This is a genomic window from Mesorhizobium sp. B3-1-8, assembly GCF_006439495.1.
Taxonomy (GTDB): Bacteria; Pseudomonadota; Alphaproteobacteria; order Rhizobiales; family Rhizobiaceae; genus Mesorhizobium.
In genome coordinates this window covers 17,058-33,497 of the sequence record NZ_VFTK01000025.1, presented here as the reverse complement: position 1 = coordinate 33,497, position 16,440 = coordinate 17,058, and the positions used below count along the sequence as shown (strand labels likewise).

Annotated in this window: 11 protein-coding genes and 3 pseudogenes; 9 read left to right on the top strand and 5 right to left on the bottom strand. The window is 61.9% G+C overall.

The annotated features are described in order from the left end of the window. Positions 1-402 precede the first annotated feature (402 nt). From FJ424_RS22230 to FJ424_RS22210, 5 genes and pseudogenes are all read left to right on the top strand, one after another. Entirely contained in the window at positions 403-792 is a 390-nt protein-coding gene (locus tag FJ424_RS22230) for a nuclear transport factor 2 family protein (protein WP_181182085.1), read from the top strand. A gap of 18 nt (positions 793-810) precedes the next feature. After that, positions 811-1,560, top strand: coding sequence for an electron transfer flavoprotein subunit beta/FixA family protein (locus tag FJ424_RS22225; RefSeq protein WP_140655448.1), 750 nt, complete (start codon positions 811-813; stop codon positions 1,558-1,560). A gap of 26 nt (positions 1,561-1,586) precedes the next feature. Beyond that, positions 1,587-2,522 (top strand): electron transfer flavoprotein subunit alpha/FixB family protein, encoded by a 936-nt coding sequence (locus tag FJ424_RS22220; protein ID WP_140655450.1) that lies wholly within the window; start codon positions 1,587-1,589, stop codon positions 2,520-2,522. A 115-nt stretch (positions 2,523-2,637) separates the two neighbouring features. Then, a pseudogene (locus FJ424_RS22215) lies at positions 2,638-4,095 on the top strand (NAD-dependent succinate-semialdehyde dehydrogenase). A 159-nt stretch (positions 4,096-4,254) separates the two neighbouring features. Beyond that, positions 4,255-4,536, top strand: a pseudogene (locus tag FJ424_RS22210) (DDE-type integrase/transposase/recombinase); the annotation flags it as partial. Between the two features lie 178 nt (positions 4,537-4,714). On the opposite strand, the gene FJ424_RS22205 reads toward FJ424_RS22210, so the two are convergent. Genes FJ424_RS22205 through FJ424_RS22190 form a run of 4 tightly spaced genes read right to left on the bottom strand, consistent with a single transcriptional unit; the run spans position 4,715 to position 8,625 of the window. Next, on the bottom strand, positions 4,715-5,719 hold the full coding sequence (locus FJ424_RS22205) for an oligopeptide/dipeptide ABC transporter ATP-binding protein (protein WP_140655453.1): 1,005 nt from the start codon (positions 5,717-5,719) through the stop codon (positions 4,715-4,717). 4 nt (positions 5,720-5,723) lie between these two features. Continuing rightward, on the bottom strand, positions 5,724-6,755 hold the full coding sequence (locus FJ424_RS22200) for an ABC transporter ATP-binding protein (RefSeq protein WP_140655503.1): 1,032 nt from the start codon (positions 6,753-6,755) through the stop codon (positions 5,724-5,726). An 8-nt stretch (positions 6,756-6,763) separates the two neighbouring features. After that, complete coding sequence (locus FJ424_RS22195) at positions 6,764-7,615, bottom strand: ABC transporter permease (RefSeq protein WP_246677324.1); 852 nt, start codon at positions 7,613-7,615, stop codon at positions 6,764-6,766. Beyond that, complete coding sequence (locus tag FJ424_RS22190; protein ID WP_140655456.1) at positions 7,612-8,625, bottom strand: ABC transporter permease; 1,014 nt, start codon at positions 8,623-8,625, stop codon at positions 7,612-7,614. Before FJ424_RS22190 ends, FJ424_RS22195 begins: the two co-directional genes overlap by 4 nt. Positions 8,626-8,850: 225 nt before the next feature. On the opposite strand from FJ424_RS22190, the pseudogene FJ424_RS34110 reads away from it, so the two are divergent. Next, positions 8,851-8,972 (top strand): annotated as a pseudogene (locus FJ424_RS34110) (IclR family transcriptional regulator); the annotation flags it as partial. A 143-nt stretch (positions 8,973-9,115) separates the two neighbouring features. Here the strand turns inward: FJ424_RS34110 and FJ424_RS22185 are convergent. After that, a complete protein-coding gene (locus FJ424_RS22185) occupies positions 9,116-10,558 on the bottom strand; it encodes an NAD-dependent succinate-semialdehyde dehydrogenase (RefSeq protein WP_210239433.1) in 1,443 nt (480 codons plus the stop codon). A 295-nt stretch (positions 10,559-10,853) separates the two neighbouring features. Here FJ424_RS22185 and FJ424_RS22180 point away from each other — a divergent pair, with 295 nt between their 5' ends. The 3 genes from FJ424_RS22180 (at position 10,854) to FJ424_RS22170 (ending at position 16,391) form a co-directional block, all read left to right on the top strand. Beyond that, entirely contained in the window at positions 10,854-12,449 is a 1,596-nt protein-coding gene (locus tag FJ424_RS22180) for an ABC transporter substrate-binding protein (protein WP_246677323.1), read from the top strand. 17 nt (positions 12,450-12,466) lie between these two features. Then, entirely contained in the window at positions 12,467-13,738 is a 1,272-nt protein-coding gene (locus FJ424_RS22175) for a GNAT family N-acetyltransferase (RefSeq protein ID WP_140655459.1), read from the top strand. 688 nt (positions 13,739-14,426) lie between these two features. Then, entirely contained in the window at positions 14,427-16,391 is a 1,965-nt protein-coding gene (locus tag FJ424_RS22170) for an FAD-dependent oxidoreductase (protein ID WP_140655461.1), read from the top strand. The last annotated feature ends 49 nt before the right edge of the window (positions 16,392-16,440 follow it).

Sequence of the window (16,440 nt, the reverse complement as noted above, 5' to 3'; positions counted from 1 at the left end):
TTTGCACCTTTAATGCGTAAAGTGAGTTCGACAAGTGCTTACATCGACGGTGTGGAGGATTTCTCGCCAAGATGGGCTCCATTGACAACTGCGACGCATTTCTCATTGCCCTGAGGGCTAGCAGCTCTCCCGGTTTGGGCAGTTTCGTGATCGGATAAGGGATGCGGCCTACCTCAATTGCGTCTAGGCGGTAAGCGTAAAGCGCCAAAGTAGCGTCGTTCATGATGGGCCATCGACTTCCGAGAAGGTCGCGGTCGTCAATAGCTACCGTGCGGGATCATGACAATTTCGGCACATCCCTTGCCATTATTCGATTTGATTGGTTCCCCGATAGGCGGCAAGACTATCGAGCACGACGTGGATAATCAGGCCGGTTGAGAGAGATGGGGAACCATGGTGCCTATGTCTGTGAAAGAGACGGCCAAAACTTCTGGTGAACCGATCAATGTCGTGAAGGCGTTCATGGATGCATGGGAAGCATACGATCTTGAAGAGGTGATGGAGACGGTTGGCGATGAAATTATGTTTGTCGGAACGACCGGGCCAGAGCCAGGCAGAACGTTCAAAGGCAAGGTGCCGTTTAGCAAAGTGGTGGATCCCCTGCTATCGCCTCAGTCCACCATCTCGCTCAAGACACTAGGTGTGTACCCCTGCGGCGAGACAGTTTTCGTGGTGTGGGAGACGACGGACTGGGCTGCCGATCCTCGAGTTTCCAAGATGCGAGGTGTGGACCTGTTTCAGGTCTCGGACGGAAAAATCGTGCTGAAAGATGCGTACCGAAAGTCGTATTAGGTGCAAGGATCCACTGTGATGAAAATACTTGTGCCCGTGAAGCGGGTTGTGGATGCGAATGTGAAGGTTCGCGTCAAGGCCGACGGCTCGGCGGTCGAACTCGCCAACGTCAAGATGGCGATGAACCCGTTCGACGAGATTGCGGTCGAAGAAGCGATCCGGCTGAAGGAAGCCGGCAAGGCCGAGGAGATCATCGTCGTCTCCATCGGCCCGCAGCAGGCGCAGGAGACCTTGCGCACCGCACTCGCCATGGGCGCCGATCGCGCCATCCTGGTCAAGACCGACGAGCAGACCGAGCCGCTCGGCGTCGCCAAGGTGCTGAAGGGCGTCGTCGACGCCGAGAAGCCCGGCCTCGTCATCCTCGGCAAGCAGGCGATCGACGACGATTCGAACCAGACCGGCCAGATGCTGGCCGCTCTTCTGGGCTGGGCGCAGGGCACCTTCGCTTCGAAGGTCGTCATCGACGGCGACAAGGCCAAGGTGACGCGCGAAGTCGACGGCGGCCTGCAGACGGTGGACCTGAAGATGCCGGCGATCGTCACCGCCGACCTCCGCCTCAACCAGCCGCGCTATGCCTCGCTGCCCAACATCATGAAGGCCAAGAAGAAGCAGCTCGACGAAAAGAGCCCCGCCGACTACGGCGCCGACGTCAAGCCGCGCCTCAAGGTCATCAAGACCGAGGAGCCGAGCGGCCGCAAGGCAGGCGTCAAGGTCAAGAGCGTCGCCGAGCTGGTCGATAAGCTCAAGAACGAAGCCGGCGTACTCTAGGCAGCAATCGAGAAAGGGATAAGAAAATGGCTATTCTTCTGATTGCCGAACATGACAACGCAACGCTGTCCGACCAGACCGCCAAGGCGCTGTCGGCCGCGCTGCAGATTGGCTCCGATGTCGACGTGCTGGTGGCCGGCAAGGGCGCCAAGGCTGCCGCCGACGCCACCGCCAAGCTGAAGGGCGTCCGCAAGGTGCTGCTCGCCGACGCCGACGAGCTGACCGAGCGCCTCGCCGAACCGCTGGCCGCCCTCGTCGTGTCGCTCGCCGGGTCCTATGGCACGATCGTCGCCCCGGCCACCTCGTCGGGCAAGAATGTCGCGCCGCGTGTCGCAGCCTTGCTCGATGTCGCCCAGGTCTCCGAGATCATCGAAGTGGTCTCGCCGGACACCTTCAAGCGGCCGATCTATGCCGGCAACGCCATCCAGACCGTGCAGTCGACCGACGCCAAGAAGGTCATCACCGTGCGCACGGCGTCCTTCCAGGCTGCACCCGAAGGTGGTTCGGCCGCCATCGAGAGCGTCAACGCGGCGGCCAATCCGGGGCTGTCCTCCTTCGTCGAGAACAAGCTGTCGGAGAACGATCGTCCGGAGCTGACCTCGGCCAAGATCATCATCTCGGGCGGCCGCGCGCTGGGTTCCTCGGAGAAGTTCCAGGAGGTCATCCTGCCCGTCGCCGACAAGCTCGGTGCCGCCGTCGGCGCTTCCCGCGCCGCCGTCGACGCCGGCTATGCCCCGAACGACTGGCAGGTCGGCCAGACCGGCAAGGTGGTGGCGCCCGATCTCTACATCGCCGTCGGCATCTCCGGCGCCATCCAGCATCTGGCCGGCATGAAGGATTCGAAGGTCATCGTCGCCATCAACAAGGACGAGGAAGCACCGATCTTCCAGGTCGCCGACTACGGCCTCGTCGGCGATCTCTTCGTCATCCTGCCGGAACTGCAAAATGAGTTGCAACGGTAGGTACCGATGCATCGCCTTCGGATCAAACGGGTAGGTCAAAACCGCCGATATTGCAGACGACTAGGAAAAAGACGGCAGTCAACTGTCCTGGCTGCGAGGGCTCGAGGTTTAGAGAATGCTTCAGAAGACTAGCCATTTCATGCGGCAGGCCAATCTCATCAACGGCGAATGGGTGCAGGCCGACAGCGGCCAGACGGTCGACGTCAACAATCCGGCCACGGGCCTCAAGATCGGCACCGTGCCGAAGTCGGGCAAGGCCGAAACCCGCCGCGCCATCGAAGCCGCCGACGCCGCCTTCAAGACCTGGCGCAAGACCACCGCGCTCGAGCGCTCGAAGCTGCTGCGCAAATTGCACGACGCGATGATGGACAATCAGGACGTGCTGGCCGAACTCCTGACCATCGAGCAGGGCAAGTCGCTGTTCGAATAGAAGGGCGAAATCGGTTCCGCCGCCGCCTACATATTGTGGTTCGCCGAGGAAGGCCGCCGCACCTATGGCGACGTCGTGCCGTCGCCGTGGGCCGACCGCCGCATCTTGGTGACCAAGGAGCCGGTCGGCGTCATCGCCGCCATCACGCCGTGGAACTTCCCATCCTCGATGCTGGCCCGCAAGCTTGGCCCGGCATTGGCAGCCGGCTGCACCGCGGTCGTCAAGCCGGCCACGCAGACGCCTTATTCGGGTCTCGCCTGGGGTGCGCTGGCCGAAGAGGTCGGCTTCCCGAAAGGCGTCATCAACATCCTGACGGGTGCCGCCGGCGAGATCGGCGACGAAATCTGCGCCAACCCGCTGATCAGCAAGATCACCTTCACCGGATCGACCGAGATCGGCAAGATGCTTATCCAGAAGTCTTCGGTCACCGTCAAGAAGGTGTCGATGGAGCTTGGCGGCAACGCGCCGTTCATCGTCTTCGACGACGCCGACATCGAGCGCGCCGTCGCCGGTGCGATTACCGCCAAATACCGCAATTCCGGCCAGACCTGCGTCTGCACCAACCGCTTCCTGGTGCAGGCCGGCGTCTATGACAAGTTCGTCGAGAAGCTCGTTGCTGCCAGCAATGGCCTGAAGGTCGGTTCCGGTCTCGAAGAGGGCGTGCAGCAGGGGCCGCTGATCGATGAGAAGGCGGTCGAGAAGGTCGAGGAATTCATCGCGGACGCCACCGCCAAGGGCGGCAAGGTCGTCGCCGGTGGCAAGCGCCACGCGCTTGGCGGCTCGTTCTTCCAGCCGACGGTCATCGCCAACGCGACGCCGAAAATGCGCTTCATGAAGGAAGAGATCTTTGGCCCGATCGCGCCGGTGTTCAAGTTCGAGACCGAGGAAGAGGCGATCGCGCTTGCCAACGACACCGAGTTCGGCCTTGCCTGTTATTTCTACACCGGCGATCTCGGCCGCGCCTTCCGCGTCATGGAAGGGCTGAAATACGGCATGGTCGGCGTCAATGACGGCCTCATCACCACGCCGGAAGCGCCGTTCGGCGGCGTCAAGGAATCGGGCCTCGGCAAGGAAGGCGGACATCAGGGCATCGAGGATTATCTCGATACCAAGTATGTCTGCATCGGCGGTCTCGGCCTCTAAAATCCCAAGTATGAAGGAATACGCCATAGCGACGATCCCCGACGGTCTCTGTTGCAAACTTTTCGCTCATGGCCGGCGTGGCATAGGTGACCGGCATCTTGCCGGAGAATTGTTGATGTTCAAGGATCGCCATCTCGACCAAACTAGCTGCGAGGCGATGTCTCTTGCGATGCCGAGAACCGACTGCGGGATCGCTCCCCGCGCGCTCCGAAGCGGATTCGCATCCGCCAGAGCCGATACCTCAACAACCGCATCGAGCAGGATCATCGGCGCATCAAGCGCCGAGTGTGGGCGATGTTCGGTTTCAAGTCATTCGCAAGCGTGACTGCAACCCTGGCCGGGGTCGAGATGATCTATATGATGCGCAAACGACAGGCGAGGCACGCCTACAATCCAAATCCGTCTATCGCTGAACAGTTCGAACTCCTCGCCGCCACCTGAGTGCGGTCGTTCACGCTGCTTTTACTGCTTCACCGAATTTTGCAAAACAACCCAATCGAGGTCGGGCCTCGCCGTCGCGGACGTTAGTCTAGCCGGCAGCGGGCGAAGAGACTGTTCAGCCAAGACGCGCCAGTCGGATCGTCTGTTGAGCGCCGCTTCTTCGACGGGCGCCGCGCAGTCAGTTCGGGAAGTGGCAGGCAACCAGGCCACCATCACCGATGTCGGCCAGTTCCGGCTTGTGCGTGGCGCAGATCGCTTGCGCCCTGGGACAACGTGTACGGAACGTGCATCCCGATGGCGGCGTGAGGGGACTGGGGATCTCTCCCTTTAGGAGGATGTGTTCGCGGCTGCGCTCGGCTACTGGATCCGCGACAGGTACGGCCGACAGGAGCGCAGTGGTGTAGGGGTGGCGAGGGTGCCGGTAGAGTTCGGCAGCGTCCGCCATCTCGATGATCCTGCCCAAATACATGACCGCGACATTTTTCGAGATGTGGCGAACGACCGAGAGGTCGTGGGCGATGAGAAGGTAGGCTATCCCAAGCTGCTGCTGGAGATCCTGTAGAAGGTTCAAAATGCCGGCCTGGACCGACACGTCGAGCGCAGAAACCGGCTCGTCGAGTACCAGCGCCTCGGGTTCGGGTACTAGAGCCCGCGCGATCACGACGCGTTGTCGCTGTCCGCCCGAGAGTTCATGGGGAAAGCGTTTGCCGTGCTCGGCCGTGAGCTGGACCTGGCCGAGAATCGCGCGAACGCGATCCCTGCGCTCGGCCGGCGACATATCGAGCATACGCAAAGGCTCGGCGACGATGTCCTCGACACACATGCGCGGATGCAGCGACGAGTAGGGGTCCTGGAAGACGAACTGCAGATGCTGACGCATCCTGCGCATCTTCGCCGGCGTAAGAGAGAGAATGTCTTCGCCACGGTAGCTGACCTCGCCGGACGTCGGCTCCGTCAATCTCAGAACCGCCTTTCCGAGCGTAGACTTGCCACAACCAGACTCTCCCACCAGACCCAGTGTTTCGCCGTGCCGTAGCTCGAACGAAACCCCGTCCACGGCCTTCACCTGTGCCACCTCGCGTCGGAGGATCATCCCGGCCACGACCGGAAAGATTTTTCTCAGGTCGCGGACCCTAAGGAGGACGTCTCCGTCTCGGCCGCGCGTTCTGTCACGTTCCTGCATGCCATTATTCCTTGACACGTGCTCCGACCCCGCCCCATTCGGCGAGGACGTTGGCGAAGTGACAGGCCGAACTGTGATCCGGCCGGCCGACGACCACTGTGGGCGGGGGGACCTGTCGGCAGATTTCGCCTGCATGGTCACAGCGCGGATGGAACGCACAGCCGGCCGGGAACTGTCCGAGGGGCGGCGGGGAACCGGCGATGGAGAACAGGCGCCCCCCCGACTGTGTCAGCTTGGGTATCGATGAAATCAGCCCCCGGGTGTAGGGGTGGCGCGGGTTCTGGAACAACTCGAAAACGTCGGCCTGCTCCACGACTTGTCCGGCGTAAATAACGGCGACGCGGTTGGCGTGCCCGGCCAGCACGCCGAGGTCGTGGGTGATCAGCACCAGCCCGAGTCCGAGCTTGGCCTGGAGCTGTCTCAGCATCCCCATGATTTGGGACTGGACCGTGACGTCGAGCGCCGTGGTGGGCTCGTCCGCTATCAGGAGGTCCGGCCCGTTGGCGACAGCCATCGCGATCATCACGCGCTGGCGCATGCCGCCGGAAAATTCATGCGGGAACTGCCGCAGACGCTGGTCCGGCTGCGGTATCGACACCAGCTCGAGAAGTTCGAGCGCCTTTTGCGTGGCCTGCTTAGCGCTGAGCCGGGGCTGGTGGAGCTGCAAAGCCTCGATGATCTGGTCGCCGACACGCATTGTCGGATTGAGCGACGACAATGGATCCTGGAAAATCATCGCGATCTTCGCGCCCCGGATATTGCGCATCTGGCGCCGCGACTTGGTAAGGAGCTCGTCGCCAAAATATTGGACCGAGCCGGAGACGACCGCGTTCGGAGGGGCGAGCCCGAGCGCGGCCAGCATGCCGATCGACTTTCCGGAGCCGGACTCGCCAACGATTCCGAGGACCTCGCTGCGGCCGACGTCGAGATCAATGCCGCGCAAGGCTTCGAGAGCCTGTCCGCGCTTGCGAAAGCTGACGCGAAGGTCGCGGATCCGCAGCAAGGGCGGCCCGTTGGCGGGCGGAGCGAATTGCATCATGCTCGTCACCGCGACCTCGGGTCGAAATAGTCGCGAACGCCGTCGCCAATGAAGTTGAACCCGAGGACTACGCTCACGATGGCCAGGCCGGGGCCGAGGGCGATCCACCAGTTGTAGAAGAAGGCGGCGCCGTCCGAGATCATGGATCCCCACTCGGGCGTTGGCGGCGTGGCGCCGAGACCGATGAAGCTCAGCGAGGCGGCGAGCAAAATAGCCTGGCCCAGATCCATGGTTGCGCTGATCAGGATGGGTGTCCAACACAGGGGCAGGATGTGCTTGAGAAGGATCCTGGCGTTCCCGGCCCCGCCAGCGACTGCCGCCTCGACGTGCTCGCGTTCGCGAACCTCTAGGACCTGGGCCCGCATTAGGCGCGCATAAACGGGCCACCAGACGGCAATCATGGCCAGCGCGGCGTTCTCGAGACCTGCCCCCAGAGACGCCGCCACCGCCATGGCGAGAAGCATCGGGGGAAAGGAGAGGGTGACGTCAACCAGTCGCATGATGGCGGCACCGACCAGGCCTTCCCGGTAACCCGCGACCGCGCCGGCGGCGGAGCCGAGGACCGCGGAGAACACCACGACGACGAGCGCGATCGGCAGCGAGTGCCTGGTGCCATGCAGGGTGCGGGAAAGCACATCCCTCCCGAGCGCGTCGGTGCCCAACCAGTGTTGCATGGACGGCGGCTGAAGTCGCCGCGCGACCATCTCGAACGGATCGTAGGGCGCGATGCGCCAGACAAACAGCGTGACCACGATCCATAACATGATGACGGCGGCGCCGAAGGCGAGCATCGGCGAGGCCAGTCCCGTCGCCAAGGGCTTGCGCAGGTTGAGTGGCAGGCGGGCGGCGCCGATCACGCCAGCCTCACGCGCGGGTTCGCGATCACATAAGCGATGTCGGTCAGCAGATTAGTGACCAAGAACATCATTCCGCCGACGATGGTGACGCCGATGATTGCAGGGAAATCGAGCGACCGCGCCGCCTGCACGGCATAGGAGCCCATGCCCGGCCAGGCGAAGACCGCCTCCGTCAGCACCGCGCCGGTGATGAGATAGGCGAATGAGTAGCTGATCAGGGTCAAGACGGGGATTAGAATGTTGCGGAAGGCGTGGCGGAAAACGACCCGCAGCTCGCCAGCGCCCTTAGCCCTGGCGGTCAGGATAAACTCTCGCGCCATCACGTCGAGCATGTTGGCGCGCACGAGCCTCGAGATCGTTCCCGCCACGGCCCAGCCGAGGACAAGCGAGGGCAGGACCAGATGCGAGATGGCGCTGCGGAACGCTGCCAGGTCACCGGCCCAAAGTGCATCGACCGTCATCAGGCCCGTGACAGCGGGCGGAGGGGTCATGCGCGGATCGATCCTGCCCGGCCCGGGCAGGATCTGGAAGTGGACCGAGAAGAGGAAGAGGAGGGCCAGTCCGATCCAGAACACGGGAAGCGACGAGCCCAGGAGGGAGAACACCCTCGCCGTCTGGTCGATCGAGCTGTCGCGACAGTACGCGGCAAGGAGGCCGAGAACGATCCCACCGGTCGTGCCCACTAGCATCGCGGCAATGACCAGTTCCAGCGTTGCAGGCAGCCGCGCGGCGATGTCCGTCAGCACGGGCCGCTTGGTGACGAAGGAGGTCCCCATGTCGCCGCGCAGCAGATTGGTCACGTAGGTGACGTAACGTTCCGGAAGGCTCTTATCCAGGCCCCAGCGCTGCCGGGCCGCCGCGACGACCTCCGGGTTGTTCATCTGCTGCTCGGAGACCAGGGCGGTGAGTGGGTCTCCTTTGGTCACTGTCGTCAGGAAGAACGCCATCGTGACGATGCCGAGCACCAAGAAGGGCATTGCGACAAGGCGCCGGAAAACATAGTTCGACATGTGAACAAACCTATTGTCGTCGACGAACTGCGATTGCACGCATGTCATCATTGACGCGTCTAGCGCTTCACGTCAACATTGATGGAATTTAATTCCATAAACTTGGAGAGTGGCCCGTGAAGAAGCGCGCTAAGGCGAACCGAGACGAGGCCGTCGAGGAGGAACGCTCCATCCCTCGGCCCCGGTTCGCAGTCTTGATATCCTCGGCGCGGTCACACCAGACCGTCCTTCGGCGAATGGTATCCCTACATCAATGCGGTAGGCGTCCGTTCGAGCCGACGGATGGGTCGCCGATGCTTGCGATCAGCTGCGGTGGCATATCGGACATCGCGACCAGGACTGTCTGCCGGAACAGGCTCAGTCCCGGTCAGCGGGTAACTGGTCAGCGGACTGCAACTGCGTCTGAGCGAACAAGATCCGACCGACAAATAACATACATGCCGCCGGCACGGAGAGCGTCCCGTGGAGGGCATGGTTGAGCCGGCCCCGATTAGCTCGCCTGCAAATGCGTGACGAAGCGGGTGTTGTGGTAGGGCTCCAAGGCGTCCGCGCCTCCCTCGGTGCCGTGTCCCGATTCATTGATGCCTCCAAACGGCACTTCGGGGAGGGAGAGTCCCTGATGGTTGATCGACACCATTCCGGCTCGGATTTCACGCGACATGCGCCCCGCGCTGGCGGCTGAACCCGTGAAGCCGTAGGCGGCCAGGCCGAATCCCAGCCGGTTCGACTCGGCGATGGCCGCGTCAAGGTTGTCCACCGGTGACATGAGCGCGACAGGCCCGAACGGCTCCTCGTTCATGGCGCGTGCTGTAATTGGAACCCGGCTCAGGACTGTGGGCTCGAAGAAGTATCCGGCATTGGTGGGTCTCCGGCCGCCGGTCACCAGCTCCGCTCCGGCCTGGACGGCGTCCTGCACGAGGGAGGAGATGGCCTCGACGCGGCGTTCGCTGATTAGTGGTCCCATCGTGGTGCCTTCAGCCATACCGTCTCCCATCTTGAGGGCACGGGCCTCTGCAACGAAGCGCTCCACGAACTCGTCGTAAACAGGTTCGCTGACGAGAAAACGAGTCGGCGATATGCATGCCTGTCCAGCGTTTCTGAACTTGAAGAACGCCATCGTCTTGGCGGCCTTACCAATATCGGCGTCGGGGAGGACAATGACCGGCGCGTGTCCGCCCAGCTCCATCGTCGCCCTCTTCATGTGCTGTCCGGCGAGTCCTGCGATCTGCTTGCCAACCTGTGTTGAACCGGTGAACGATATCTTGCGGATCACCTCGTTCGGGATGAGATAGGAAGAGATTTCGGAAGGAATGCCATAGACCAGATTGACGACGCCGTCCGGGATTCCCGCCTCGGCGAAGGCGGCCACCAACTTAGCTGCCGAGGCCGGTGTCTCTTCAGATCCTTTCAGGATGATGGAGCAGCCGGCGGCGAGCGCCGCCGATAGCTTGCGAACTACCTGGTTGATCGGGAAGTTCCACGGCGTGAACGCGGCGACGGGCCCGACCGGTTCCTTGACTGTGAATTGCATGACGTTGCCGATCCGGGGCGGGATGACGCGGCCGTAGGCACGCCGCCCCTCCTCGGCGAACCATTCAATCAGATCTGATGCTGCGAGAGCCTCGGCTCTTGCCTCGGCCAGGGGCTTGCCCTGTTCAAGCGTCAACAGGCGCGCGGCCTCTTCGGTTTGCTGCCGGAATATGTCGGCGGCCCTGCGCATCAATTTGCAGCGCTCAAAAGGGGATATCGCCCCCCACGATGCAATCCCTTTCTGGGCAGCCGCCAGCGCGGCGTCAAGATCCATCGTGCCTGCCTGTGCGACCCGCCCGACAACGGCTTGCGTTGCGGGATTGACGACCGGCACAAACTGTCCGTCCCTCGAGGGCGTCCATCTTCCATCGATGTAGAGCAGCACGTCAGGGTAATCCATCATCCACCTGTTCAGCAATCCTGCCGATTTTCTCTGAGCCGATGGGTTCCCAACTGTGGGTGCTTCTGGCGCCTACCGGCAGTGACAAAATTTTCTATTGCAAATTCATGTTGGCACGGCTTAGTGTCGCGTTCAATGGGGTATGGAATTAAATTCCATATTTCAGATCAACTAGCCAGAAGTGTGATCTAACCGTGCCAGGAAACGCTGCTGGCAACGAGCGATGGGCTTGTGCCCGCTCCACCCCAGGCGTCCCGGTGCAAACAAAAGCGCAATCGACAAAAAATGGGAGAGATCTATGAACAACAGTCGATACAAACGGGCTACGGTGGGCGGCTTGATGCTCATAGCCACCATCGCGGCATCCAGCCTGGGGCATGCCCTTGCTGCAGACGACGGCCCCCTCGTCGTTGCCAGGGACCTCGACTTCCCGTCGCTCGACCCCCAGAGGGCGTTCTGCGACTCCTGCATGATGTACAACAGCGCCGTCTACCAGTCGCTGGTTACCATGGATAAAGACAACAAAGTTGTTCCTGTGTTGGCCTCGAAGTGGGAGATCAGCCCGGACCAGACGAAGTTCACCTTCACTATAGATCCGCAAGCCAAGTTTGCTGACGGATCGCCGGTGGAGTCAAAGGACGTCGAGTGGTCGTGGGAGCGCCTGAAGAACTTGAAGGGTAGCGCGGCTTTCTACATGGCTAGTGTGGCCAAGCTCGAGACACCAGATCCCAAAACCCTCGTGGTGACCACCAAATCGCCGAACTCGGAATTCATAGGCATGACCGCAAGCTCTTTCATGAACGTGGTCAACAGCAACCTGGCCACGCAGCATGGCGCCAAATCCGACGAGACGGCGCCGACGACGGACACCAGCGAAGCTTGGTTCTTGACGCATTCGGCGGGAAGTGGCCCGTTCGTTCTTGATGGCTACGAACCCAATGTCGAACTGCGGCTAGAACGCAATGAGGCTTACTGGCGCAAACCGCCGGCCTTCAAGCACGTGGTCATCCGCGAGGTCAAGGACGCAGTCAGCCAGGTGCAGATGCTGCAGAACGGCACTGCCGACATCGCCATGCAGATCGATCCCGAGACCGCCAAGGCGCTGCAAGGCAGCAACGTCAGGGTCGAGACCGCCCCCTCCTTCAACTTCATCTACGTGGCGCTGTCTCCCGGAGCCAAGGCCAATAAGGTGCCGCTGTCGCCTGAAGTGCGCGAAGCCATCTCGCTCGCCCTTGACCGCAAAGGCATCCTAGACCTGACCCTCGGCGGGCAGGGGCGGCTCATCAGCACCCCGATCCCGCTGGGCTTTCCCGGTAGCAGCGGCTTCGAGGACCAACCCACCGACATCGAGAAGGCCAAGGCGCTGCTTGCCAACGCTGGCTATCCGGACGGCTTCGAGCTTGCCGCGGCGTTCCCCGCCCTCAACGTCTACGGCGTGGACCTCTCTCTGCTCATGCAGAAGGTACAGCAGGACCTCGCGAAAATCGGCATCAAGGTGACTTTGGAGCCGATGCAGTTCTCGAACTGGCGAGAGCGCGTCAGCGGTGACGGCATCCCGCTCACCGCTGTCTACTATGCGCCCGACTACTTCGGCACATCCCAGTATCTCGACTACTTCGCCATGACCCCGGGGACGCCCTGGTCCAGGAGGGCGGGAGCCAGCCGCGATCCGTCGATTCTGAACCCACGGGTCGCGGACCTCTACAAGAAGGCGCTCGCGGCCTCAGGGGACGAGGCGGAAAAGCTGTGGCATCAGGCCGGCCAGGAAATGATCAATGACCGCATCATTCTGACCCTGGTGAGCCCCGATCTGATCCTGACCTACAATCCTGACATCAAGGGAGTGCGTTACAACACCTCGGCGATCCTGTCTCTGGCCGAACTCAGCCGGTAGCCGTCTGCGCAAATCAGATGAAGTCAGGCGAACTTCCGGGACCGGGGGCAGAGCCCCCGGTCCCGCCGGTCGAAATCCGCGTCCTGCACCGAACCGAGCATCTTGTGACGGCGGCCCATGTCTTCCGCGCCGCGATGGTCGGGCTGCCGGCGCTCCACACCATTGACGACACGGTCTTGAAGCGTCTGTTCGAACCGGCGCGCGCCTTCGGCGCATTCGACCGCGGCAACCTGGTCGGCACGACGAATTCGCACGCGTCGTCGATCCGGGTGCCGGGCGGACACTGGGTCAGGCAGGCGGCCGTAACCCATGTCGGCGTCTTGCCAAGCCACAGGCGCCGCGGGATCGCCAAGGCCTTGCTGGTCGCCCAGCTGAGGGCCGCTCGTCAGGCGGGTGAGCCGATCGCCACGCTGCGCGCTACGGAGGGCCACATCTACGGCAATTTCGGCTACGGCATCGCCAACCGGGTCATGGACGTCGAACTGGATCGGTCGACGGCGAAGTTACGGCCTGGCCTTGACCGCGCCCAGATCGTTTGCGTCGAGCCAGTCGACGCCTGCTGGGCGCGCCTGCGGAAGATCTTCGAGAACCACCTGGCCCCACGGGTCGCTGCGGTATCGCGAGGCGACATCTGGTGGTGCGCCACCTTGGCGCGTATGGCGCACGGCCCAACGCGCGCGTACGCCGCGATTTGCGGCGATGCCGGCGGAGACACCGGCTATGTGCGCTACCACGCGGCCAGTGGGGGCGACTGGTTCGAGAGCAGGAACAGGGCCGTGATCGTCGATGACCTGGTTGCCCACGATGCGCAGGCCTATGTGGCCCTGATCGGATACTTACTGGACCTCGACATCGCCCATCGCATCGCCCTCTCGACCAGGCCCCTTGACGACGTCCTGCCGTTCCTACTGGAGGACAGCCGCAGCGTTCGGGTCAGCGCCGTCCGCGACGAGACGTGGTTGCGCCTGGTGGACGCGGAGGCAGCTTTTGCCGCGAGCACCTTCGAAGATCGCGCCGGCGTGGAGCCCATCGTGCTCGAGATCGTCGACCGGCTCCTGCCTGAGAACGCGGTCAAGCTGCGCTTCGCATCCGGCCATGTCGAACGCGTGAACTGTCGGGCCGACGTCATAGCCGACATCTCTTCGGCCTCGGCGGCCTTTCTGGGCGGCACGCGCTGGTGGCAACTGGCCGAGTCGGGACGCCTTCAGATCTCGGACCGTTTGGGGGTAGTGAGGCTCGATCGCCTGCAGGACAACTTGGTCTCACCCTTCGGTGGCACCTCGTTCTGAGGTCCTGTTCCGTCCGGCTCTGGTTCGGATACGAGCGCGACGAAATCGGAGCGTGGTCACGCTGGCGTTTTGAAATCAGTGGACCAGTTTCGCGATCGGTATTCTCCTCGCGATTGTACTCAATGGTGGATGCTGCTGACGCCAGATCCGCACCATTCGCGTAGACACGGCAAAGCAGTCCTCCCCGCCGTTGTAGTGGCCGAAGGTATGCACCGCCTGCTGGACGGCCGCATCAACGTCTGCGTCGCGATAGACCTGTCATCGGCGGCGCAATTGGAAGCTCCAGCAATCAATTTTCCAATTGCTAGCCAGCTTCTTCTCCCGGACTGGCCGCCATTCTCACATGCGTAGCCAGTCCGATCAGCCAGATTTCTAAGGCGTTTATATTTGATTGTATCTTCGATGCATGAGATAAGACGTTATTGTTCTAAGTGTAATTTGCACGATGCAAGTGCAACAAAGCATTGTTAAGTCATTCGTCGTGAGTGGCAGACGGCAATCCGCAGAGCGCTTGACAGAGCCAAATATCCTGATATTAATCAACTCTGTCGGATTTGAGTTCTAAAAAACCGTTCGACACGGGCGCCCGGCTCAGCCCAGGCGTTGCAGCCCACTATATCGATGGATCGCTCGCCGCGTCCGAAGCTGGCAAGGTTCGGACGCGGCTTTTGAAGGCAAGAAACTCGCAATGACTGATACCGCCTTTGCCAACCTGCTCAGCCCGCTACGGATCGGGAATGTCTTGCTGAGGAACCGGATGGTATTCACAGCTCATGATTCCGGACACCAGGTCCGGGGCCGGATAGACGAAGCCTACATCGCGTATCAGCTGGCCCGCACACGCGGCGGAGCGGGCCTTCAGATCCTGTCGGCCTCGAGCATCGACGAGAATTCCGCAACTTACGACAACCAGATCGAACTTTTTACCGACGACGCCATTCCGGGCTTCCGGAAGATGGCCGATGCGGTGCACGAGGCGGGCGGAACCTTGTTCGGCCAGCTCCTTCATTCGGGCAAGGATGCCGGCGGATCCTCCGACGGTTCCAGGCCGGTGACCTATTCCGCCTCGGCTGTGCGCAATGAAAAGCTGCACACCATGCCCAGGGCTTTATCGGTTCGGGAAATCGGGCAAGTCGTCGCCGGCTATGCATCCGCCGCCCGGCGGGTGCAGATTGCAGGGCTCGACGGCGTCGAGATCGTCGCCAATCATGGCTATCTGCCGGCGCAGTTCCTGACGGAATCAATGAATTGCCGCACCGACGAATATGGAGGGACTGCTGAGAACCGGTTCCGCTTCCTTCAAGAAGTTTGCATCGCCATCCGCGCGGAAGTCGGTTCGTCCTTCGCAGTAGGGGTCAGAATGTCGGTGGCGGATCTCGACAACTCAGGACTAGAAGCGGACCAGTCGCTTTTAGCGATGCAGCGTTTGGAGCAGTCGCGGATCGTCGATTACTTCCATCTTGTGGTTGGGAGTGGCCCCACTTTGGGCGGAAGAATGCACATCGTTGCTCCAATGGCCATGCCGGCGGGATATCTCATGCCCTTCGCTGAAATGGCGAAGCGGGTCCTGAAGTCCCCTGTGATTGCTACGGGCAGGTTCAACACACCGCATCTGGCTGAGAACGCGATCGCGAAAGGCGCAGCGGACGCGGTGGGCATGACGCGCGCCATGATTTGTGATCCGCAAATCGCCAGAAAAGTGGTTGAGCACCGGATCGACGATATCCGCGCCTGCATCGGCTGCGATCAGGCCTGCATTGGCCATCTGCACAAAGGATACAGCGTTTCCTGCATTCAATTTCCGGAATCTGGCCGTGAAACCTCACTGGCAAACTATCCGCAGGCAACCGTCACCAAACGCGTGCTGGTGGTGGGCGGAGGGCCCGCCGGTATGAAGGCCGCCACAGTTGCTGCCCTCCGCGGACACAGCGTCATCCTTTGCGAGGCCGGCAACAGATTAGGCGGGCAGGCGAACATCGCTTCCAGTCTTCCCGGCCGGGCGGAGTTCGGCGGCATCGTCACAAATCTGACCCGGGAAATGGAGCTGGCCCGCGTGGAGGTGCGCCTTGGAACCCACGTAAATCGAACGATGATCGAGGCGCTTGCTCCTGACGCGGTCGTTTTGGCAACTGGCGGCAAGCCCGGGGCCCCGGACGAGGCCCGGTTCGAAGGCATGCGCACGCTTGTTGCTGAGGACGTCTTGTCCGGGAGCGTAAAGGCGGGGCAACGGGTCGTTGTTGCTGATGCCTTATGCGATTGGGTTGGATTGGGGGTGAGTCTGCAGCTAGCTGCGGCCGGTCATGAAGTGACGCTTGCCGTCACCGGTACGCAGCCGGGCGACATGATTCCCTACTATGTACGCGACGAACTGAACGGTCGCATCTTCGACGCAGGGATTAAGGTCGTGAATTATGCGCGACTCTATGGAGCGGACACGGAGAGCGTGTATTTCGAACACATCATGGCCCTGAAGCCGATCGTCCTCGAAAATGTGGACACACTCGTGCTTTGCGACGGTGTGCGGGCCGACCGCACACTCGAAGATGAAATGGAGGGGTTGGGCGTCGAAACCCATATCATCGGCGACTGCCTGACGCCGCGGACTGCCGAGGAAGCGGTACTTGACGGCCTGAAGGCAGGGCGGCGTTTGTAACTGGGAGGCCCTGCCTCGGACATAGCATTTGCGAACCCGGCTTGTGGCT